The organism is Streptomyces sp. NPDC059989 (assembly GCF_042736975.1).
In the GTDB taxonomy this organism is placed as follows: Bacteria; Actinomycetota; Actinomycetes; order Streptomycetales; family Streptomycetaceae; genus Streptomyces.
Window position 1 is genome coordinate 1 of record NZ_JBHWUO010000046.1, and the last position, 18430, is coordinate 18430.

General features: G+C 74.1%; 22 protein-coding genes. 9 read left to right on the forward strand and 13 right to left on the reverse strand.

Features of this window, described 5'->3' with window-relative positions; genetic code table 11:
* A partial coding sequence (locus ACFWBN_RS30695) for a hypothetical protein (RefSeq protein WP_385181953.1) occupies window positions 1–183 on the reverse strand: 183 nt, incomplete at its 3' end.
* A gap of 122 nt (window positions 184–305) precedes the next feature.
* Here ACFWBN_RS30695 and ACFWBN_RS30700 point away from each other — a divergent pair.
* A complete protein-coding gene (locus tag ACFWBN_RS30700; protein ID WP_385182099.1) occupies window positions 306–1133 on the forward strand; it encodes a MerR family transcriptional regulator in 828 nt (275 codons plus the stop codon).
* Here the strand turns inward: ACFWBN_RS30700 and ACFWBN_RS30705 are convergent.
* The gene (locus ACFWBN_RS30705; RefSeq protein WP_385181958.1) at window positions 1130–1411 is read right to left on the reverse strand and encodes a hypothetical protein; all 282 of its coding nucleotides are present in this window, start codon (window positions 1409–1411) and stop codon (window positions 1130–1132) included. The two genes, ACFWBN_RS30700 and ACFWBN_RS30705, sit on opposite strands and share 4 nt — an antisense overlap.
* A gap of 97 nt (window positions 1412–1508) precedes the next feature.
* On the opposite strand from ACFWBN_RS30705, the gene ACFWBN_RS30710 reads away from it, so the two are divergent.
* Together ACFWBN_RS30710 and ACFWBN_RS30715 are read left to right on the forward strand one after the other, a co-directional pair.
* A complete protein-coding gene (locus ACFWBN_RS30710) occupies window positions 1509–1970 on the forward strand; it encodes a hypothetical protein (RefSeq protein ID WP_385181961.1) in 462 nt (153 codons plus the stop codon).
* 57 nt (window positions 1971–2027) lie between these two features.
* Window positions 2028–2615, forward strand: coding sequence for a GNAT family N-acetyltransferase (locus ACFWBN_RS30715; protein WP_385181963.1), 588 nt, complete (start codon window positions 2028–2030; stop codon window positions 2613–2615).
* Here the strand turns inward: ACFWBN_RS30715 and ACFWBN_RS30720 are convergent.
* Both ACFWBN_RS30720 and ACFWBN_RS30725 read right to left on the reverse strand, forming a co-directional pair.
* Entirely contained in the window at window positions 2602–3072 is a 471-nt protein-coding gene (locus ACFWBN_RS30720) for a GNAT family N-acetyltransferase (RefSeq protein WP_385181966.1), read from the reverse strand. The genes ACFWBN_RS30715 and ACFWBN_RS30720 overlap by 14 nt on opposite strands.
* A gap of 49 nt (window positions 3073–3121) precedes the next feature.
* Entirely contained in the window at window positions 3122–4096 is a 975-nt protein-coding gene (locus tag ACFWBN_RS30725; RefSeq protein WP_385181969.1) for a helix-turn-helix transcriptional regulator, read from the reverse strand.
* A gap of 103 nt (window positions 4097–4199) precedes the next feature.
* Between ACFWBN_RS30725 and ACFWBN_RS30730 the strand changes: the two genes are divergently transcribed.
* Entirely contained in the window at window positions 4200–4616 is a 417-nt protein-coding gene (locus ACFWBN_RS30730) for a DUF3224 domain-containing protein (protein WP_385181971.1), read from the forward strand.
* Between the two features lie 213 nt (window positions 4617–4829).
* Entirely contained in the window at window positions 4830–4997 is a 168-nt protein-coding gene (locus ACFWBN_RS30735; protein ID WP_385181974.1) for a hypothetical protein, read from the forward strand.
* Window positions 4998–5021: 24 nt separating this feature from the next.
* On the opposite strand, the gene ACFWBN_RS30740 is transcribed toward ACFWBN_RS30735, so the two are convergent.
* Window positions 5022–7757, reverse strand: a complete 2736-nt coding sequence (locus ACFWBN_RS30740; protein ID WP_385181976.1) for a DNRLRE domain-containing protein — start codon at window positions 7755–7757, stop codon at window positions 5022–5024.
* 334 nt (window positions 7758–8091) lie between these two features.
* Here ACFWBN_RS30740 and ACFWBN_RS30745 point away from each other — a divergent pair, with 334 nt between their 5' ends.
* Window positions 8092–8394 carry a hypothetical protein gene (locus ACFWBN_RS30745; RefSeq protein WP_385181979.1) on the forward strand — a complete coding sequence of 101 codons (303 nt, stop codon included), beginning with the start codon at window positions 8092–8094 and terminating at the stop codon, window positions 8392–8394.
* Between the two features lie 140 nt (window positions 8395–8534).
* Window positions 8535–9020: a Crp/Fnr family transcriptional regulator gene (locus ACFWBN_RS30750; protein WP_385181982.1), complete on the forward strand. Its 486-nt coding sequence runs from the start codon at window positions 8535–8537 to the stop codon at window positions 9018–9020.
* Between the two features lie 141 nt (window positions 9021–9161).
* On the opposite strand, the gene ACFWBN_RS30755 is transcribed toward ACFWBN_RS30750, so the two are convergent.
* The 4 genes from ACFWBN_RS30755 to ACFWBN_RS30770 form a co-directional block, all read right to left on the reverse strand.
* A complete protein-coding gene (locus ACFWBN_RS30755; protein ID WP_385181984.1) occupies window positions 9162–9785 on the reverse strand; it encodes an isochorismatase family protein in 624 nt (207 codons plus the stop codon).
* An 84-nt stretch (window positions 9786–9869) separates the two neighbouring features.
* Window positions 9870–10862, reverse strand: a complete 993-nt coding sequence (locus tag ACFWBN_RS30760; RefSeq protein WP_385181987.1) for a GlxA family transcriptional regulator — start codon at window positions 10860–10862, stop codon at window positions 9870–9872.
* Window positions 10863–10944: 82 nt separating this feature from the next.
* The gene (locus ACFWBN_RS30765) at window positions 10945–13404 is read right to left on the reverse strand and encodes an FtsX-like permease family protein (RefSeq protein WP_385181990.1); all 2460 of its coding nucleotides are present in this window, start codon (window positions 13402–13404) and stop codon (window positions 10945–10947) included.
* Window positions 13398–14135 (reverse strand): ABC transporter ATP-binding protein, encoded by a 738-nt coding sequence (locus ACFWBN_RS30770; RefSeq protein ID WP_385181993.1) that lies wholly within the window; start codon window positions 14133–14135, stop codon window positions 13398–13400. Before ACFWBN_RS30770 ends, ACFWBN_RS30765 begins: the two co-directional genes overlap by 7 nt.
* A gap of 384 nt (window positions 14136–14519) precedes the next feature.
* Between ACFWBN_RS30770 and ACFWBN_RS30775 the strand changes: the two genes are divergently transcribed.
* Window positions 14520–14963 (forward strand): subtilase-type protease inhibitor, encoded by a 444-nt coding sequence (locus tag ACFWBN_RS30775; RefSeq protein ID WP_385181996.1) that lies wholly within the window; start codon window positions 14520–14522, stop codon window positions 14961–14963.
* 79 nt (window positions 14964–15042) lie between these two features.
* On the opposite strand, the gene ACFWBN_RS30780 is transcribed toward ACFWBN_RS30775, so the two are convergent.
* The 3 genes from ACFWBN_RS30780 to ACFWBN_RS30790 all read right to left on the reverse strand — a co-directional run bounded on the left by ACFWBN_RS30780 (window position 15043) and on the right by ACFWBN_RS30790 (window position 16894).
* On the reverse strand, window positions 15043–15492 hold the full coding sequence (locus ACFWBN_RS30780) for a sel1 repeat family protein (protein WP_385181998.1): 450 nt from the start codon (window positions 15490–15492) through the stop codon (window positions 15043–15045).
* Window positions 15493–15554: 62 nt separating this feature from the next.
* Window positions 15555–16403 (reverse strand): GNAT family N-acetyltransferase, encoded by an 849-nt coding sequence (locus ACFWBN_RS30785; protein WP_385182000.1) that lies wholly within the window; start codon window positions 16401–16403, stop codon window positions 15555–15557.
* A gap of 62 nt (window positions 16404–16465) precedes the next feature.
* Window positions 16466–16894, reverse strand: a complete 429-nt coding sequence (locus tag ACFWBN_RS30790; protein ID WP_385182002.1) for a hypothetical protein — start codon at window positions 16892–16894, stop codon at window positions 16466–16468.
* Window positions 16895–17073: 179 nt separating this feature from the next.
* On the opposite strand from ACFWBN_RS30790, the gene ACFWBN_RS30795 reads away from it, so the two are divergent.
* Entirely contained in the window at window positions 17074–17799 is a 726-nt protein-coding gene (locus ACFWBN_RS30795; protein WP_385182004.1) for an NAD-dependent deacetylase, read from the forward strand.
* Between the two features lie 45 nt (window positions 17800–17844).
* Here the strand turns inward: ACFWBN_RS30795 and ACFWBN_RS30800 are convergent, their stop codons facing one another.
* A complete protein-coding gene (locus tag ACFWBN_RS30800; RefSeq protein ID WP_385182007.1) occupies window positions 17845–18327 on the reverse strand; it encodes a VOC family protein in 483 nt (160 codons plus the stop codon).
* Window positions 18328–18430: the final 103 nt, after the last annotated feature.

Here is an 18430-nt window from a genome sequence, read left to right on the forward strand (position 1 = left end):
GCTGGTCTCCGGGTCGATGGGCAGCTCGGAGATGTGTATAAGAGACAGCGCGAAGCCGGCGGCGACGGCCCGGCGCCCGCGCGCGCCCAAGCCGGCCTCGCCCCACCCGCGGCGGCGGCCGGCGCCGCCCCCTGGGGTGGACGAGCTGTGCGCGGCCGCGGAGGGCGCGGTACCGCCGTCCATCGTGGACCTGTGCCTGCGCCAGTACGGCCGCTGAGCACGCCGCACGGCACCGGACCGCACCACCCCGCTCGGCTGCGAGGCTTGACCCTCCCCCTGTGTCAGACCCTGCACTGGAGAACGTCATGTTCACCATCGGAGACTTCGCCAAGCACGGCCGGGTATCGGTCCGCATGCTGCGTCACTACGACGCCCTCGGACTGCTGCGCCCGGCCCGTGTCGACCCCTTCACCGGCTACCGCTTCTACGAGGCCGGGCAGCTCGCCCGCCTCAACCGTGTCATCGCGCTCAAGGAACTCGGCTTCAGCCTCGACCAGGTGGGGACGATCCTCGACGAGCGGGTGGGCACGGAGGAGCTGCGCGGCATGCTGCGGCTGCGGCAGGCGGAGCTGGAGACCGCCGTGGCCGCCGCGGCGGCCCGGCTGGTCCAGGTCGAGGCGAGGCTCCGGACCATCGAGAGTGAGGGATCCATGCCCGCCGACGACATCGTCGTGAAGAGCCTCCCGCCCGTCCGGCTCGCCGAGCTGAGCGGCATCGCGCGGAGTTACGAGCCGCAGGACATCGACCCGGTGATCGGCCCGCTCTTCGAGGAGCTGTGCCGCGGCGTCGAGGAGGCCGGGGTGACCCCGGCCGGACCCGGTGTCGCCTTCTACGAGGACGCGCCCGACGGGGCGATCCTCGTGCACGCCGGGCTGCCCGTGGCGGCATCGGTCCGCGCCGAGGACCTCGGGGGCGGGATACGGATCGTCACGCTGCCCGGGGTCGAACGGGCCGCGACCGTCGTGCACCGCGGCCCGATGGACGGGGTTCTGCCGACGTCCCAGGCCCTGGCGCGGTGGATCGACGCACACGGCCACCGCTCGGCGGGCTACGCGCGCGAGCTGAGCCTCGCCTGCCCGGAGGACCGGGACCAGTGGGTGACCGAGCTGCAGGAGCCGCTCGCCACGATCTAGGGGCGGCGGCCGCAGGCGTGGGCGCACCGCCGGGCCGTGTCGCGGCGGGCGGTGCGCAGCCGACGCAGGGTGCTGTGGCTCCGCCGGCGCCACTCGCCCCGGGGCAGGGAGGCGCGCTGGCCACCGCCCGCGATCAGCGCGTTGACCGGTGTCATCGGGTCGGCGGCCATGGCCTTGGCGAGGAGGACACCGACCACGAGCGGGACCAGGGCCACGGCGAGGGCCGAACCGGCGGTGGTCACGTGCTGCATGCGGGGGCGGGGGGTCGCTGAGGTCATGCCGCCACTCCATCAGCGGCGGCGCGGCGGGGAATCGGGGCGGATACTCAGGCCGTTGGGCACGACGTACTCAGACGGGCGGGGGGGTGGGTGGGTGATGTCGGTGTCGGGCTCCGGGCAGGGCTTCGAGGCGGCGACCGGCGACGGTCCGGCCGCGCTGCCGGATGCGGGGCGCGCGGCGGAGCTGCGCACGGCGTACGAGGGGCTGCTGCAGATCCGCCGTCTGGTCAACGGCCCGGCGGGGGCTGCGGTTCCCGCGCCGTGGGAGGTACGGCAGCTGCCGCGCGCCGTGGCCCTCGTACTGGAGGCGTCGGGGATCACCCCGTCGGCGGTGGACGCGCAGGGCCTGCCGGTGCGCACGGGCTACCGCGTGAGCGCCGCCCCGGAGCCGGGGCGCGCGGAGGTGACCTGGGTCGGCCCCCGCGGCGGCGGCGCGGCCGAGGAGGAACAGGAGCGGCTGACGGCCTGCGCGGCCGCCCTGGAATCCCTGGGCTGGGTGTGCCTCCTCTACCGGGGCTCCCGCCGACGCCGCTTCCTGGAGGTGGAACCCCCGCGCTGACGCCCGCCGCCCCGAAATCCGCTGGTCCCGCCGCCCGGGCCGGGGGAGACTCGCCCGATGGACGTACGGGGCACACCGGGGGACTACACCGACGGCACCGGCTGCGGAGCGACCGCGGCCGAGTTGCGTCAACGCGTCCGGGCCGTCGGATTGGCCGGGCCGCGGGTCGATCTGGTGCCGTTGGAGGCCGGGCACGCCGATGAGATGGCCGGTGTGCTGGGCGATCCCGCCCTGCACGCCTTCATCGGCGGGGCGCCGTTGGCGGTCGGTGCGCTGCGGGCCCGGTACGAGCGGCTGGCGGGCGGGTCGCCCGATCCCGGGGTCGTCTGGGCGAACTGGGTGGTGCGGCTGCGCGGGGCGGGGCGGCTGGTCGGTACCGTGCAGGCGACGATCACCCCGGCGCGGGACCTCGCCGAGCTGGCCTGGGTCGTCGGGACGCCCTGGCAGGGCCGCGGGTTGGCCGCGGAGGCCGCCCGGGTGATGGCCGCCTGGTTGGCCGAGGTCCCGATCGGCCGCCTGGTCGCGCACGTCCACCCCGACCACACCGCCTCGGCGGCGGTCGCCGCGGCCTGTGGGCTGCGGGCGACCCCGTACCGCCAGGACGGCGAGGTCCGTTGGGAGTCCGGCGGACTCAGCGGAGGGTGAGGAGGACGACGTCCACCTCTTCGCCGCGGGCCAGGGCGAAGTCCCGGGTGCGGCCCGTGACGGTGAAGCCGCACTTCTCCAGCACGCGCACGGAGCCCGCGTTGTCGGCCGCCGCCCCGGCGTGCAGCGGCCGGGTCCCCTCCAGCCGGATCAGTTCCGCCAGTGCCCGGGTGGCGATGCCGCGCCCCCAGTGCTCGGGCCCGACCACGTACGTGACCTCGCGCTCTTCCGGCGGCCCGAACACGGCGGCGTGCCCGACCACCACCCCGTCCGCGAGCACCGTACGCAGCGTCACGGCGGGATCGTTGCGCACTTTCACCCAGTGCGCATCGAAGTGCCCCCGGTCGTAGTGGTACTTCCTGGTCATCGCCGCCATCTGCTGGAGCCTGCTGTCGGTCAACTGCTCCCAGAAGACGGCCAGATCGCTGTCCTGCGTCTCGCGCAGCTCGATGTCCATGCGCTGTTCCCCTCCCCCACCTGCATCCTGCGTCCTGTCCCGCCCCACCCTAGGACGGCCGGGACCGGTAGCGGTCCGCGAGGGCCGCGACCGTCTCCGCGAGCGCGGCGCGCAGTTCGGGCGGTCCGAGCACCTCGGCGTCCGTGCCCAGCCGGAGCAGGTCGCCGACCGCGACGGCCGCCGATTCGACCGGGAGGCCGATCCGTACCCATCCGTCCCCGTCGGCCGGGCCGGCGTCGGCGAGGGCCCGTACGCCCGCGGCGCCGAACCGCATCGGGAGCAGTTGCTGCCCGCGGGGCGAGAGCCGCAGCTCGGCGGTCTGCTGGTGGAGGGACGCGTCGAGGCGGTCGGTGGATTCCTGCCAGTACGCGGCGAGTTCGAAGCCGGCGGGCCGCTCGAAGCCGTCCTCCGCGGTGTCCACGGCCAGGAACCGGGAGACGCGGTAGGTCCGCACCGCACCCTCGGTCCGGGCCACGAGGTACCAGATGCCGCCCTTGAGGACGAGCCCGAGCGGGTGCAGTTCTCGGTGCACCTCCCCGCGCCAGCGGCGGTAGTGGGTGCGCAGGATCCGCTGGTCCCAGACGGCCTGGGCGATCTGCGCGAGGTGCGGTACGGGGTCGGCGTCCCGGAACCAGGCGGGGGCGTCGAGGTGGAAGCGGTCCTGGATCTGCCGGGCCCGGCCCGCGAGCGCGGCGGGCAGCGCGGCCTGGAGCTTCAGCTGGGCGGCGGCCAGGTCGGCGCCGAGGCCCAGCTCCCGGGCCGGTCCGGGGGCACCGGCGAGGAAGAGGGAGCCGGCCTGGGTGTCGGTGAGGCCGGTGCGGCGGGTGCGGTAGCCCTCCGCCAGCCGGTACCCGCCGGCCGGGCCGCGGTCGGCGAGGACGGGCACTCCGGACGCGCCGAGGGCTTCGACGTCCCGGTAGACGGTACGGACGGACACCTCCAGTTCGGCGGCGAGCTCGGGCGCGGTCATCCGGCCGCGGTTCTGGAGCAGCAGGAGCAGGGAGAGGAGCCGGTCGGCGCGCATGGGGCCATTGTGGCGCCGTACCTGACAGAGGGTGTCAGGTACGGCTGCCAGCCTGGGGTCACGCCGGGCGGAGCAGACCGTCCGGCCCGCCGAGAGGACGCCCATGCCCACGCCGATCACCGTCGAGACCGCCGGCCGCTTCACCTTCGCCGACTGGCGGGAACAGCCCGTCGGCGCCCCGGACTCCACTCCGCGCCTCGCCCACGCCACCGTCACCAACGCCTTCTCCGGCGGGATCGAGGCGGCCGCGACCAGCTGCTCGTACGCGATCGCCTACACCGGGGAGAACGTCGGCACCTACTCCGGCATGGAACTGCTCTCCGGCAGCGTCGACGGCCGCAAGGGCGCCTTCGTCCTGGAGGAGCGCGGCGCCTTCGACGCCGGCGGCACCACCTGCCGCTTCGAGGTGGTCCCCGGCTCCGGCACCGGGGACCTGGCCGGGCTGACCGGCTCCGGCGGGTTCACCTACCGCCACGGCGACACCTCCGTCGCGTACACCTTCACCTACGCGCTCGCCTGAGGCGTCGGGTCCGGGTGGCGCAGCAGCCGCAGGGCGGCGCAGGTCGTCGGACATCAGGGCGATGTCCGCCGTCTCCAGGGCCACCGCCGAGCCGGCCGCGCCCAACGCCACGCCCACGGTGGCACCGGCCATGGCCGGTGCGTCGTTGACGCCGTCGCCGATCACCGCGGTGCGGGCGGTCCGGCGCAGCCGGGCGACCTCGGCGACCTTGTCGTGCGGCACGAGGCCGCCGCGGACCTCGTCCACGCCGACCGCGCGGCCCACCGCGTCGGCACCGGCCGCCGTGACGGGCGCAGCGTGGTCTACGAGCTCCACGACGCGCACGTCACGGCCCTGCTCCGGCAGGTGCCGGCGCACGTGCACCACGGCGGCCGGGCGTAGGAGCGCGCCCGGATCCCCTGTCCGCTAGGGCGCGCCGAAGGTCAGCGTCAGCTGCGGGGTGCCCTCGTTGGCCTGCGCTTCCGAGGACCAGAGCCACAGGGCGTCCGTGCCGGTGCTGCTCAGCGCCAGGCCGTAGGCGCCGCCGAGCGCCGCGGCGACGGTCGGGGTGTTCAGCCCGGTGGTGTGGACCGCCGAGCCGTCCGGGATCCCCGCGAAGCCGCCGAGCGCCGGACCGCCCAGCCCTGGGCGGTTGTTGTAGGTCGTTCCGCCCTCGGTCCACGAACCGGTGACCGGCACGACCGAGACGGTGTCCGTCGTTCCGGCGCCGCTCATGGTGTTCGTCTTGACGGCGAGCACGGCCGACTTCAGCACCGTGCCCGCGGGCGCGGCGGGCAGGTTGAAGCGGAGGTAGCTCGCGTAGAACGAGGTGCCGCGCACGGCGAGCGATCCCGAGGTCCCGTAGTTGCCGTCGGGCGCGCCCGCGTTGGCGTAGGTGTCCTCGGCGGCGGTCACCTGGACCACCGAGTCCGCCGGGGCGGTGGCGAGGGCGTAGTGGTGCTGGACCTGCGCCGCGCTCAGGACGGTCGGGTAGACGGCGGTCTCGTCGAGCAGGCCCGCCCAGTACTCGCTCGTGGGGCGGTCGGGCCAGCCGCCGAGGCTGTCCCCGCCGGCGTGCCAGTAGCCCGCGAAGTTCTCGTGCGTGGTGACGGCGAGGGTGCCCTTCTGTGCGCCGTCCACGTAGAGGGTCATCCCGCCGGGTCCCTGGGTGGCGACGGCATGGTGCCACTGGTTGTCGTTGTAGGTGCCGGTGGTGGTGATGGTGCGGGTGGCGCCGGTGTAGACGCCGTAGACCAGCCGCCCGTCATTGGTCATGTAGAGGTGCTTGTCGTACTGGTTGCTGCCGCGCGCCTGGTTGCTGCCGAAGCCGAAGAGCTTGCCGCCCCGGGTGGTGTTCGTCCTGAACCAGGTCTCGATGGTGTAGGTGCTGCCGACCGTCTGCCGCTTGTCCCCGTACACCTGTGTGTCGGTGCCGTTGAAGCCGATCGCGGTGCTGCCGCCGGAGACGGCGCCGGGGGTCTGGCGCAGGGCGGGGGCGTTCAGGTGCACGCCGCTCTGGTTGCCGTCCGAGGAGTCGGCGGCGAAGGGCAGGGCCGACTCGTCGTAGCGCCAGTACTGCTGGGCTCCGTCGGTACGGACCTGGTTCGGGTAGCCGTCCACCGAGGTCGGGACCGTCACGCCGGCCGGCCCCGACAGGGCGCTGGTGTTGCCCGCCGCGTCGGTCGCCGTCACCCGGTAGGTGTAGGTCTGGCCCGGCGTGACGGTGGTGTCGGTCCAGGAGGCCTGCGGGCGGCGGAAGAAGAGCGAGTCCGCGGTGACGGTCGCGATCGGCGTGGTCGCTCCGTTGCGGTAGATCCTGTAGGTCAGCGCGCTGTCGTCCAGGTCGAGGCTGGTGCGCCAGCGCACCTGGACCTCGCCGGGCTTGAAGCCGACCGCGCTCGCGACGGGCACGGTGGGCGCGCCTGTGTCCCCGGTGGAGGCGAAGCGCGTCAGGCTCTGCTGCGCCGCCCCGTTGACGGTGGTGAACTCCCCGCCGACCCACAGGTACTGGACGCCGCCCTTGGAGCCGACCGTCATCACGCGCGGGCCGATGCCCTCCCCGATGCCGTCGTTGGTGTCGGGGGCCCAGCCCAGCTTGCCCGTGCCGGTGGTGGGCTGGGCGAGCAGGTGGTGGCGCTGGCCGTCGGGGAACTCGCCGACGCTGGAGCAGTCGTGTGCGTGCGAGGCGCTGTAGAGCACGCTCTGGTACGGCAGTACGGCCTGGGTGGCGCCGAGGCAGGTGTCGCGCCAGCGCTGGCCCAGGTCGCCGAGGTTGAGCGCGATGCGGCCGTCGAAGACGCCGCCGCCCGTGCCCTCGTTGGCGGTGTAGAAGCCGGTCGCGTCGGTCGCGATGTCCTTGACGACGGAGTTGGTCTCGATGAAGCCGGGGTACGCCTTGGTGAGGGCGCCGCTGGTGGCGTTCACTACGGCCAGCGCGTGGGTGTTCGTGCCGTTGACGGTGAAGAAGTCGCCGCCCAGGACGACGTTGTTGCCGTCCGGGGTGACCTCGACGGCGCGCCCGGGCTCGTCGGCGTCGGCGGTGAAGGGCCGCAGCGTCCCGTCGGCGGCGTCGACCGCGGCGAAGCGCTCGCGCGGCCGGCCTGCGACGGTGAGGAAGTCGCCGCCCGCGTAGACGGTGTCCGCGGTGACGGCGAGGGCGCGGACGGTGGCCGCGAAGGCCGGCCGGAAGGAGGTCTTGACCGTGCAGCTCGCCACGTCGATGGCGGCGAGGCTGGAGACCGGGGTGCCGTTGACGGCGCCGAAGTAGCCGCCCGCGTAGAGGGTCTTCTTGTCCGGCGAGAGGGTGAGCGCGCGGACGGTGGCGCTGCCCGAGCCGACGGTGAAGGACAGGGTGCAGGCGGTCGGGGCGCCGGTCGCGGCGTCGAGCGCCGCGAAGTTCACGGCGGGCTGCTCGCTGCCGCCGCCGCCCGCGGGCGGGCGCACGGCGGAGAAGGTGCCGCCGACGAAGACCTGGCCGCCCGCTTCGGCCAGGGCCCAGACGACTCCGTTGGGCTGCCAGGCCGGCAGGGCGTCCGCGGTGAAGGCGACGGGCGGGGTGACGGCCGCGGCGGGCGGGGCGAGGCCGAGGCCGATGCCCGCGCCGGTTCCTGCCAGGGCCAGGGACAGGGCGAGAGCGGCGGCGAACCCTTTGGATCTACGCATGAACCCCCCAGATCGGTGTGCGGTGCGGCCGTAAGGGAGCGCGGCCGGTGAGCCATGGCCGAAAACCGCCGAACAGCCGTCCACACAGCCATGCGTACGGCCGCACCCTAGGGTGAATCACCGTACGGTTCACGCCACTTGACGCATCGGATGCCAAATCGTCGCGGGCACCGGGAAGGGCGCGATGGGTCGGTTCTGAGCCGGATGGCGTCAACCGGCACCCGCCGCCGCCACCCGTTCACACAGGGTCACCCTGGCGAAACAGCCCCGCGCCGGGCCGGGCCCCTCTACCGTGCCCTGAGGTGATGGGCACGGCACCGGAGGGGTGGGGCGGATGGACGACGAAGAGGACATGCGGCTGGCGAGGATGACGCCGGAGATCTCCCGCCGCACCCTCAGCATGCTGCGCGGTCTCGCGGGACTGGAGCCACCCGAACAGGTGCCCGAAGACGCCATGGTCGTCGCCGACGCGATCCTGGCCGACCACGGCACCGACGGGCTCCGTGTGCTGGTGATGACGCTGGCGGCCTGGGCCACGGCCCAGATCGAGAACGTCGCCGAGCTGAGCGGGCGCAGCCACGAGGCCGTGCTGGACGCGATGGAGCTGGCCTGCCTGGAGGCGAATGCCGAGGAGTAGCCGCGGCGACGGGCGGGGCGGACACTGGGCCGGACCGGGCCGATCCGGAAGAAGCCCCGCCCGACCCGGACGGGATCCGGCGGCCGTCGGCGACACTGGGGATAGCAGTCGCGTCGTGGGGGGTCTGATCGGAGGCCGTCGTGAGCACACCTTCCCCCGTACGAATCGCTGCCATGCTGTCCACGGAGCACCGGGGACGGCTGATGTCCCAGGCCCGTGAGGTCAATTTCGTCGAAGGTGCGCGCATCTTCGACGAAGGCACCCAGGCGGACTCCTTCTGGATCGTGCGCTCCGGCACGGTGACCCTGGAGATCCCCGTGCCCGGCCGCCGGCCCGCGCCGGTGGAGAACCTCGGCCCCGGTGAGCTGGTGGGCTGGTCGTGGCTGTTCCCGCCGTACGTGTGGCAGCTGGGCGCCGAGGCGATGACACCGGTCCGCGCGTACGAGTTCGACGGCCCGGGCGTACGGATGCTCATGGACGCCGATCCCGCCTTCGGATCGGCGATCGGGCACTGGGTCGGCCGGGTCCTCTCCCTGCGGCTCCAGCAGACCCGCACCCGGCTCCTGGACCTGTACGCCCCGCGCGCCACGGCGGGCTGGTCCGGCGCCCGCGGGGGCGCGGCCTGATTGCCGGCCACGCCCGCCGGCGGGGGCGCGGCCGGATGTCCGGCCACGCCCCCGCCCCGCCCGCCCCCGCCCGGCAGCCCCCGTCTGCCGGCCCCCCGTCGGCCCCCCGTATGCCCCCGTCCGCCGGACCCGTCCGCGCCGTCAGGCGCGCAGGGCGTCCACGGTCGGGACCACGAGGCCGAACACGTCGGTGACGGTCGTCAGGGCAGCGGCCTGGAGGGCCGCGGCGGGCAGGACCGTACCGTCCGGGGCCGCGAGGGCCCGGGTGGCGGTGGCCTCGGCCACGACCGTGGGCCGGTAGCCGAGGTGGAAGGCCCCCTCGGCCGTGAACGTGATGCACATGTGCGTCATGAATCCGGCCAGGACCAGGTCCTTGCCGCTGCCCGGACCGGCGCCCAGGCCGGTCAGGGTCTTCTCCAGGTCCGTGCCGTGGAAGGAATTGGGGACCCCCTTGACCACGACCGCTTCTCCCTCGGCCGGCGCGACCTCGTCGCTGATGGAGCCGATGTGGGCGCGGATGTCGTACGGGGTGTTCTCGCCGCCGTCGTTGATCACGTGGATCACCGGGGTGCCCGCGGCGCGGGCGCGCTCCAGCAGGCGGGCGCCCGCTGCGAGGGCTTCCTCGGCGCCGTCCAGGGCCATGACGCCGGTGCGGTAGGTGTTCTGGAAGTCGATCATGATCAGGACGGACTCGCTCAGCCGGGCCGGCCGGTTGTCCAGTCCGCTCACGTCGCGCAGGGTCCTGGACGCGGTGCTCGTGCTCATCGGATGCCTCTCATCGGGGAAAAGGGCAGGGCGAAGCCGTCCGCCTCGCTCAGTGCCGGGGAAACAGGTGGTGGGTGCGGCCGGTCAGCCGGCCTGTGTACGGAAACGGCGGCGGTAGGCCGCCGGGGTGGTGGCGAGCTGCCGCCGGAACGCCCGGTGCAGGGTCTCTGCCGAGCCGAGTCCGGCGGCGGCCGCGATCCGGTCGAGCCGGCCGTCGGTGGTCTCCAGCAGCCGCCGGGCCACCTCGATGCGGGCCGCTTCGACGTAGGCGGCGGGGCTCGTGCCGGTCTCCTGGGTGAAGACGCGGGCGAAGTGGCGTTCGCTGAGGCACATCCGGGCGGCCAGGGCCGGCGCGGAGAGGTCCTCGTCGAGGTTTTCGGCGATCCACAGCCGCAGCTCGTCGATGTCCCGGCGCTCGGCGGCCGGGCGGCTGAGCGGTACGGAGAACTGGCTCTGGCCGCCCTGCCGCTTGAGGTACATCACCAGCTGCCGGGCCACGGAGAGCGCCGTCTGCTCGCCCAGGTCCTCGGCCACCAGGGCCAGGGCGAGGTCCAGGCAGGCGCTGATCCCGGCCCCGGTCCACAGCCGGCCCCGGTCGGTCCGGACGAAGATCGGGTCGGGGTCGACCGTGATCTCCGGGTGGTCGGCGGCGAGCTGGGCGGCGGTCGACCAGTGGGTGGTGGCCGTCTTCCCGTCCAGCAGTCCGGCCGCGGCCAGGAGGTGCGCGCCCACGCACACCGAGGCGACCCGCCGGGCGTGCGGGGCGGTCTCCTTCAGCCACGCCACGACCGTGTCGTCGATACGGGCGACCGGCCCGTCCTCGGCCATGTCGACCGCGCCGGGCACCAGCAGGGTGTCGACCTCCCCGCCGACCTCGTCGAAGGCCACGTCGGTGAGCAGTCGTACGCCCGCCGACGTGCGGACCGCGCCCGCGACCGGCCCGGCGAGGCGGACCTGGTAGCCGGCGCGGCCCGCGGTCTCCCGGTTGGCCAGCGCGAAGACCTCGGCCGGGCCGGTGACGTCGAGGAGATCGACATCGGGGAAGACCGCGATGACGACGCGGTGTGGAGTGGGCATGAACCGATCTTCACGTCTGCGCGCCATGGCCGCAATGACGATTCCCTGTCACATTCGGACACGCCCGCGGTCGGACGCTCCCCTACTCGCGTACGCCCGCCAGATCCACCGCGCGCCGTCGCAGGACGACCGCGGCCGAGGAGACGGCCGAGACCACGGCCAGGGCCGCGCAGGCGGCGGCCGTCGCGCCGACTACGGCCCAGGGGACCACGAGGCCGCTGCGGACCCCCAGCAGGGCCAGGGCGCCGTCGATGCCGGCCAGGTTCAGGGCGGCGACGAGCGTGCCCATGACCGCTCCGACGAGGACGGCCATCAGGGACTCCCCCGCCACCAGCCGCAGCACCTGCCGGCGGGTGGCGCCCGCCAGCCGGAGCGCCGCGAATTCGCGGGCCCGGTCGGAGGTGGCCATGACCAGGGTGTTGGCGAGCCCGATGCCGGTGTAGAGGAGGGCGATACCGAGGACCAGCAGGAGGCCGAGCCGGGTGGTGCGCTTGGTCGCGGGGTAACTGTCCGCCACCCACTGCTCCTTGGTGAGCACCCGGCCCCCGGCCTGCCGGGCGGCTTCGGCCAGCGCCGGGCCGGCCGCGGCGGCGTCGGCGCCCGGGGCGAGCCGCACGTCGATCCGGTCCACCGTGGCGCCGGGGGCGTTGGCCGGGGTGACGTAGACCCCGTTGTTGCCGGTGCCGATGCTCATCACGGCGGCGATGCGCAGCGGTTTGCGGCTGCCGTCGCCGAGCCAGACGTCGACGGTGGATCCGACCTCGTGCCGCTCCCATTCCTCGTTGACGATGACGGAGTCGTCGTCGAGATCGGTGGTCTTGCCCGCGGTGAGGGGCAGTTCGGCCGTTCTGGCGAGGGCCGCGGGGTCGGCCGCACGGGCTTCGGAGCGGATCAGCGCCACGCCCTCCTCCAGGACGTGGACGGTGGTGCCCGCGGTGGCGGAGACCTCGGTTCCGGGGACGGCGCGGACCCGCTCGACGGCGGCCGGGGCGAAGCCGCCGGCGCCGCCCGTGATCACGAAGTCGGCGGTGGTCCGCTGCCGGATCTCCGCGGCCTTGGCCTCGTTCAGCGTGGCGGTGGTGCCGAGCAGGGACCCGGCGAGGGCCACGGTGACCAGGACGGGCGCGGCGACGGCCGCCGTACGCCGGATGCCCGTGGCCGCGTTCTCGCGCACCAGCATCCCGCCGGCGCCCGGCAGCCGGGCCGGGAGCCAACCGGCGAGCCGGACCAGCGGCCGGACCAGCACCGGCGCGAGCAGCGCGAAGGCGACGATCAGCAGCATGGGCCGGCTGAGGTACGTCTTGCGGTGGAGCAGGTCGGACGGGTCGGTGAACAGTGCGTGGGCCAGGGTGCCGAGGCCGGTCAGCAGCAGTCCGGCGCCGAGGATCCAGCGGCCGGCGGTCATGGCCCCCGGTTCCACGGCGGCTTCGCGCAGCGCCTCGGCGGGGCCCACCCGGCCTGCCCGCCAGGAGGCGGCGACGACTCCGGCGAGGGAGACGAACAGGCCGGTCCAGAAGGCCAGGTGGAAGGGCCAGGCGGCGTCGCCGATGGCGAACCAGTGCGGTGCCAGCTCCCCCTCCACCATGGCCTCGGCGAGCACGGGCGCCCCGTACGCCCCGAGGACGCAGCCGGCGGCGGAGGCGAGCACGCCCAGGACCAGCGCCTCGGCGATCACCATGCGGCGGATCTGCCCGGGAGTGGCGCCGGCGGTGCGCAGCAGGGCGAACTCCTTGCGGCGCTGGGCGACGGCGAAGGCGAAGGTGGAGGCGACGACGAACACGGAGACGAAGCCGGTGATGCCGCCCGCGGTGCCGAGAGCGGCGTTGACGGCGAGCAGGGCTTCGCTGTCGCGCTCGGGATCGGGGTCGGCGTAGCGGCGGTCGCGGTCGGTCAGGACCCGCACCGAGGGGTCCTGGCCGACCGCGGCCCGTACGGCGGCCGGGTCGGCGGCGACGACGAGCTGGTCGACGGCGGGCGACAGCCGGGCCGCGCGGGCGTCGGTCCAGAAGAGGGCGTCCTCGAACCGGTGGCCGCCGGGGGCCTTCACGGTGCCGACGACGGTGGCGGGGCCCCGGTCGGTGGTGAGGCGCTCGCCGGGCCGGGCCCAGCCGGTGGTGACGACCTCGCCGTCGGACTGCGGGGCGCGGCCCTCGTCGAGGGCGTACGGGGCGAAGGCGGCGACCGACCACGGATGGCCGACCAGCCGCTCCGGTCCGCCGTCGGCGCGCACCGGGAAGGAGCGGTCCTCGGTGGTGCGGCCGAGGGCGGCCAGCCGCTCGGCGAGTTCGGGGGGCACGGCTCCGGGGTGGGCCCGCCTCCCGGTGCGCTCGCCGATCGGGGTCGGGACGCGCAGGGTGTCGTTGCCCTTGACGACGACGGGGGCCCGGGCGAAACGCTCCGGCCCGCGTTGCGGGGCTTCCAGGGTGGCGGCGAGCCCCAGGCCCATGGTGGCGATCAGGCCGACGCCGAGGGCGAGGGCGACGAAGCTGCCGACGAAGGAGACCCAGCGGGCGCGCACGGTGCGCAGGGCGGTGCTCAGCACGGCGCGTCCTCCAGCTTCGTCATGTGCGCGGCGACGTCCTCGGCGCGAGCGCCGGTGAGTTCGCCGTTCAGGCGGCCGTCGGCGAGGAAGACGACGCGGTCGGCGTAGGAGGCGGCCACCGGGTCGTGGGTGACCATGACGACGGTCTGGCGCTCGGTGTCGACCAGGGCCCGGAGCAGGGTGAGCACCTCGCGGCCGGTCCGGGAGTCGAGGGCTCCGGTGGGTTCGTCCCCGAAGAGCACCTCGGGGCGGGTGATGAGGGCGCGGGCCAAGGCCACGCGCTGCTGCTGGCCGCCGGACAGCTCGGCGGGGCGGTGCCGGGCGCGGTCTGCCAGGCCGACCCGGGCCAGGGCCTCGCGGACCTCGGCCTTGGCGGGGCGGCGGCCGGCCAGGCGCAGCGGCAGGGCGACGTTCTGCTCGGCGGTCAGGGAGGGCAGCAGGTTGAAGGCCTGGAAGACGAAGCCGATCCGGTCGCGGCGCAGCAGGGTCAGCCGGGTCTCACCGAGCCCGGTGAGGTCGGTGCCGCCGACGGCCACGGTGCCGGAGGTGGGCCGGTCGAGCCCGGCGGCGCACTGGAGCAGGGTGGACTTGCCTGAGCCGGAGGGGCCCATCACGGCGGTGAAGGTGCCCCGGGGGAAGCCGAGGGAGACCCGGTCGAGGGCGGTGACCGCGTGGTCGCCTGAGCCGTGTACCCGGCTGACGTCGGTGAGTTGGATCGCGTGGAGTGGCATGCCTCAAGCCAACCGGGGCGGGCGGCCCGGCACAGCGGGTCCAGACCGTGTTCCCGGGGTGGGGCCGGCCCTACCCCGGAGGGGGTTCCAGACCCACCGGAAGCCCCCTGGGAACCCGAAACGGAACCCCCGGGGCACCCCGGACGGAGCCACTTCGGAGTCGTTTCGCAGCCCGACGCAAAGGTTTCGAGCGTGTCTCCCTGTCGGTGTTCGGCCGATTCGGCGGCTCGCTCCCCCACAGGTCAGCACCTGCCGCACCGCTGCCGTCTGCACTCATCCGTACACGATCGGTGACGAGAAATGGGGGTGCGAACGGGCGTTCACGGCCCGCGTGGGCAAGACTCTGTCCGCTATCCGAAACAGCAACCCAAAGGAGTGTTCGCAATGCGGTCCATCGCAAAGGGTCTCGGGCTCGGTTCCGCCGCCATGGCGCTCACCGCGCTCACCGCACTGGCCTGGCCGGGAACGGCCGGAGCCGCGCCGTCCGGCACGGCGAGCCTGTACGCGCCCTCCGCGCTCGTGCTCGGTGTGACCGCCGGGGACGACAGCGCCACCGGCACGGTGATGCGCGCGGTGACCCTGGTGTGCGCGCCGACGCCGGGCGGTACGCACCCGCAGCCGGCCGCCGCCTGTGCCGAATTACGGGCCAACGCGGCGGAGTTGGACGCGATCACCGCGCCCGGCGCCGGCACCGCGTGTACCAGGGAGTGGAATCCCGTGACGGTGACGGCCGACGGGGTGTGGCAGGGCCGCCGGCTGAACTACTCGTACACCTTCGCCAACCCGTGCGGCCTGCGGCACACCGCGGGCGCGCTGTTCGGCTTCTGAGGCCGCGCCCGGTATGCCGGGCGGCCGGGCGGCGCGTCGACCGTCGCCCGGCGGCCCCGGTCGCCGCGGCCGCCCCGCCTCAGAGCGGGTTGCCGCCGTCCTGGTTGAAGCCGTGCCCGGGCCGGAACATCCTCTTCGCGAAGAAGTGTCCGTGCCGGCCGGCCATCCGGAACCACGGCTCGGCCTCCCCCAGCCCGTCGCGCAGGTCGACGAGCCGCCCCATGTCCCACATGGCCTCCACGTCGCCCAGCTCGATCGCGGCCCGCAGCAGCCGCTCCGCTTCGGCGTAGTCGCCCTCGAGCTTCCGGAGCGACGCGACGAAGCGCATGGCCCGCGGGTCGCCGGCGGCAGCCGCGGCCCGCGCCTCCTCGACGGAGGAGAACTTCCTCCGGTTGACCCTCCAGCGCAGGAGCAGGAGCAGGATCCCCGCGACCCACACCACCCAGCTCGCGGTGATCAGCCCGTCGCTGTCGTTCGTCCACCCCAGCACGCTCAGGACGGCGGCGACGAGCAGCAGCAGAAAAGCCATGGTGTTCCCCCCGGAACTCGACTGGGTGGCCCCGCGCAGACTAGGGCAACTCCCCTTGCCTGTCAGCCGAGTTCGAGACTGGTGACCGCGTAGATCCCGGCGAGGTCGATCTCGGGGGCGGGCCCGGTGTACATCCGGGCGGTCTCGAAGGTCGGGGCCAGGCCGAGGCCGGTGAACAGTTCGACGGCGCCGGGGTTCGCGTCCGGCACGTCCACCGAGACCAGCCCCTCGGGCGCGTACCGCGCGAGCCGCCGCAGCAGGCCCGCCGCCACGCCGGGGCCGGACGCGTACAGCGGGCCGATGCGGGAGGAGCCGCTGCCCGGGCGGATGACGCCGAGCCCCTCGATCCGGCCGTCGCGGACCGCGGCCAGGGCCGTCCGGCCGGGCAGCGCGGTCCATGCGGACAGGAAGGCGTCGCGCGGCGCGGGGAAGAACCGCCGGTCGTAGGCGGCGAGTTGCCCGAACGGCAGGGTGGCCGCGTCCACCACGTCGAAGTCCTCGGCCGCCCCGTCCCTGCCCTGCGGTACGCCCTCGTGGCGGATGTTGTTCCAGGCCGAACGGAATCCGGACTTGCGGTAGTTGTCCTGCTGGGCGACGACCCCGTCCAGGCCGATCAGCCGACCGTGCAGCCGCTCCATCCCGGCGTGCCACAGCCGGATGCCGTAGCCCTGGCCGCGGACGGCGGGGCGGGCGATGTAGAAGCCGATGAAACCGAAGCCCGCGCCGTAGCGGACGGCGGAGATGCTGGCCACCGGTTCACCGTCGAGCCGGCCGACGAGGAAGCCCTCCGGGTCGGCCACCGCGAAGGCGAACCGGTCCGAGTCTCCCGGATTCCAGCCCTCCTCATCGGCCCAGCCGCGGATCAGTTCCATGTCGGCGGCGCTCGCGCCGGCGATCTCGAATCCCGTCATGCCCCGTGTTGTACCAGACGGGGAAAGGGCGCACAGCCGGGCCTTTCCGGCCGTCGGGGGCCTCAGCCCGCGCAGATCACGTCGTCCAGGCGGATGGGCTGGGAGTCGAGGCGTACGTACGCGGTGAAGGTGTCGGTGGTTCTGGAATCCCAGTGGGTGGTGACGGTGGCCCAGCCGATCCCGGCCGCCTCGGCGACGGTGACCGGGCCGATGGCGATGTCCTGCGGTTCGTTCTGGGCGCAGAGCAGGACGTCGGCGTCCGCGATCCCCTTCTGCTTGTCCTTGAGCACCTGCGAGACCCGGTTGTCCCGGTCGTACTCGGAGGGGCCGTGGTGACCGTAGAAGTCGATGAGGAAGGTGCTGATCTGGGCGGCGTCGTGCGGCGGCGGAACCGCGACCGGGGCGGCATGGGCAGCGGCGACGGACAGCGGGGCCGGCAGCGCGAGCAGGGTCAGCAGCAGGGCGCCAAGGCGGTACGTCATGAGCTTCATGTCCGTTATGTACCCGGCCGCCCGGCCCCGCGGGAGTGCGCCGCCCGGATCTCACTCCTGTGGGGGTCGGGATTCACCGCAGAAACGACCCTCCTATGCCCCTCCCGGACCCCGGCCGCACCGGCCACCCGCCCCGAATTCGGTCGCGGACCGGCGGCCCGTCTGCGTACGGTCGGCCCATGGGAAAGCCGCTCGTCGCAGTGTTCAGTGGGGCCGGGATGTCCACCGATTCCGGGATTCCGGACTACCGGGGGCCGCAGGGGCTGTGGCGTCGGGAGCCCGACGCCGAGAAGCTCGTGACCTACGAGTACTACATGGCGGATCCGGAGATCCGCCGGCGGTCCTGGCTGATGCGTGCCGAGATCGGCGCACTCGGGGCCCGGCCCAATGCCGCGCACCTGGCCGTGGCGGAGCTGGAGCGCGGCGGCACCCCGGTGCGGGTCGTCACGCAGAACGTGGACGGGCTGCACCAGCTCGCCGGGATGCCCGCGCGCAAGGTGTTCGAGCTGCACGGCAGCGCCCGGTCGGTGGTCTGCACCGCCTGCCACGCCCGCTCGGACATGGAGGAGGCGCTGGCCCGGGTCGCCGCCGGGGAGCCGGATCCCGCCTGCCTGGCGTGCGGCGGGATCCTCAAGGCGGCGACCGTGATGTTCGGCCAGCGGCTCGACCCCGTGGTGCTGGGGCAGGCGATGGCCGTGGCCAAGGGGTGCCAGGTCTTCATCGCCGTCGGCTCCACCCTCCAGGTGCAGCCCGCCGCGTCCCTGGCCGGGATGGCCGCGGAGGCCGGGGCCCGGCTGATCATCGTGAACGCGGAGGAGACCCCGTACGACTCCCTCGCCGACGAGGTCGTCCGCGAACCGATCGGCACCGCCCTGCCGGCCCTGCTGGCCCGGATCGGCGGCTAGGAGACCGGCGGTCCGAAGGGGAGCGGCGGTCCGAAGGGGCCCCTGTCACTCCCCGTCGGCCGCCCGGCGCATTTCCGCCACGTCCAGCTTCTTCATCTTCATCATGGCGGCGGTGGCCCGGGCGGCCCGCTCCGGGTCCGGGTCGGTGACCGCCTCCATGACGCCCGGCGGGACGACCTGCCAGGAGACACCGAACTTGTCCTTGACCCAGCCGCAGGCGGACTCCTGACCGCCGTCCTTCGTCAGCTCGTCGTAGTAGTGGTCGGACTCCGCCACGTCGTCGCAGTCGATCATGAAGGAGACCGCCTCGGTGAAGGGGAACTGCGGGCCGCCGTTGAGCCCGACGAACCTCTGACCGTTGATCTCGAACTCCACGACCATCACCGAGCCGGCCTCTCCGGGGCCCGCGTCGGTGTAGCGGGCGATCCTGCCGATCTTCCCGTCCTTGAAGAGGGACACGTAGTAGTCGGCGGCGGCCTCCGCGTTGCCGTCGAACCACAGGCACGTGGTGAAACCCTTGCTGGTCATGACTGCCTCCATGCGAGTTCCGGGGGGCGGATGCCCGGGTGGATTCCGTCCCTCACATACAGACCGGCCCCGGGCCCGAAATTCATCGGTGGGCCCGGGGCCG

Bases quoted from the DNA above. Each gene is read 5' to 3' on its own strand.
- ACFWBN_RS30720 (WP_385181966.1), bottom strand. From the start codon at position 3,072: ATGGACATCGAGCTGCGCGAGACGCAGGACAGCGATCTGGCCGTCTTC.
- ACFWBN_RS30795 (WP_385182004.1), top strand. From the start codon at position 17,074: ATGGGAAAGCCGCTCGTCGCAGTGTTCAGTGGGGCCGGGATGTCCACC.
- ACFWBN_RS30730 (WP_385181971.1), top strand. From the start codon at position 4,200: ATGCCCACGCCGATCACCGTCGAGACCGCCGGCCGCTTCACCTTCGCC.
- ACFWBN_RS30715 (WP_385181963.1), top strand. From the start codon at position 2,028: ATGGACGTACGGGGCACACCGGGGGACTACACCGACGGCACCGGCTGC.
- ACFWBN_RS30780 (WP_385181998.1), bottom strand. From the start codon at position 15,492: ATGGCTTTTCTGCTGCTGCTCGTCGCCGCCGTCCTGAGCGTGCTGGGG.
- ACFWBN_RS30775 (WP_385181996.1), top strand. From the start codon at position 14,520: ATGCGGTCCATCGCAAAGGGTCTCGGGCTCGGTTCCGCCGCCATGGCG.
- ACFWBN_RS30785 (WP_385182000.1), bottom strand. From the start codon at position 16,403: ATGACGGGATTCGAGATCGCCGGCGCGAGCGCCGCCGACATGGAACTG.
- ACFWBN_RS30700 (WP_385182099.1), top strand. From the start codon at position 306: ATGTTCACCATCGGAGACTTCGCCAAGCACGGCCGGGTATCGGTCCGC.
- ACFWBN_RS30745 (WP_385181979.1), top strand. From the start codon at position 8,092: ATGGACGACGAAGAGGACATGCGGCTGGCGAGGATGACGCCGGAGATC.
- ACFWBN_RS30755 (WP_385181984.1), bottom strand. From the start codon at position 9,785: ATGAGCACGAGCACCGCGTCCAGGACCCTGCGCGACGTGAGCGGACTG.
- ACFWBN_RS30800 (WP_385182007.1), bottom strand. From the start codon at position 18,327: ATGACCAGCAAGGGTTTCACCACGTGCCTGTGGTTCGACGGCAACGCG.
- ACFWBN_RS30790 (WP_385182002.1), bottom strand. From the start codon at position 16,894: ATGAAGCTCATGACGTACCGCCTTGGCGCCCTGCTGCTGACCCTGCTC.
- ACFWBN_RS30710 (WP_385181961.1), top strand. From the start codon at position 1,509: ATGTCGGTGTCGGGCTCCGGGCAGGGCTTCGAGGCGGCGACCGGCGAC.
- ACFWBN_RS30770 (WP_385181993.1), bottom strand. From the start codon at position 14,135: ATGCCACTCCACGCGATCCAACTCACCGACGTCAGCCGGGTACACGGC.
- ACFWBN_RS30725 (WP_385181969.1), bottom strand. From the start codon at position 4,096: ATGCGCGCCGACCGGCTCCTCTCCCTGCTCCTGCTGCTCCAGAACCGC.
- ACFWBN_RS30760 (WP_385181987.1), bottom strand. From the start codon at position 10,862: ATGCCCACTCCACACCGCGTCGTCATCGCGGTCTTCCCCGATGTCGAT.
- ACFWBN_RS30740 (WP_385181976.1), bottom strand. From the start codon at position 7,757: ATGCGTAGATCCAAAGGGTTCGCCGCCGCTCTCGCCCTGTCCCTGGCC.
- ACFWBN_RS30705 (WP_385181958.1), bottom strand. From the start codon at position 1,411: ATGACCTCAGCGACCCCCCGCCCCCGCATGCAGCACGTGACCACCGCC.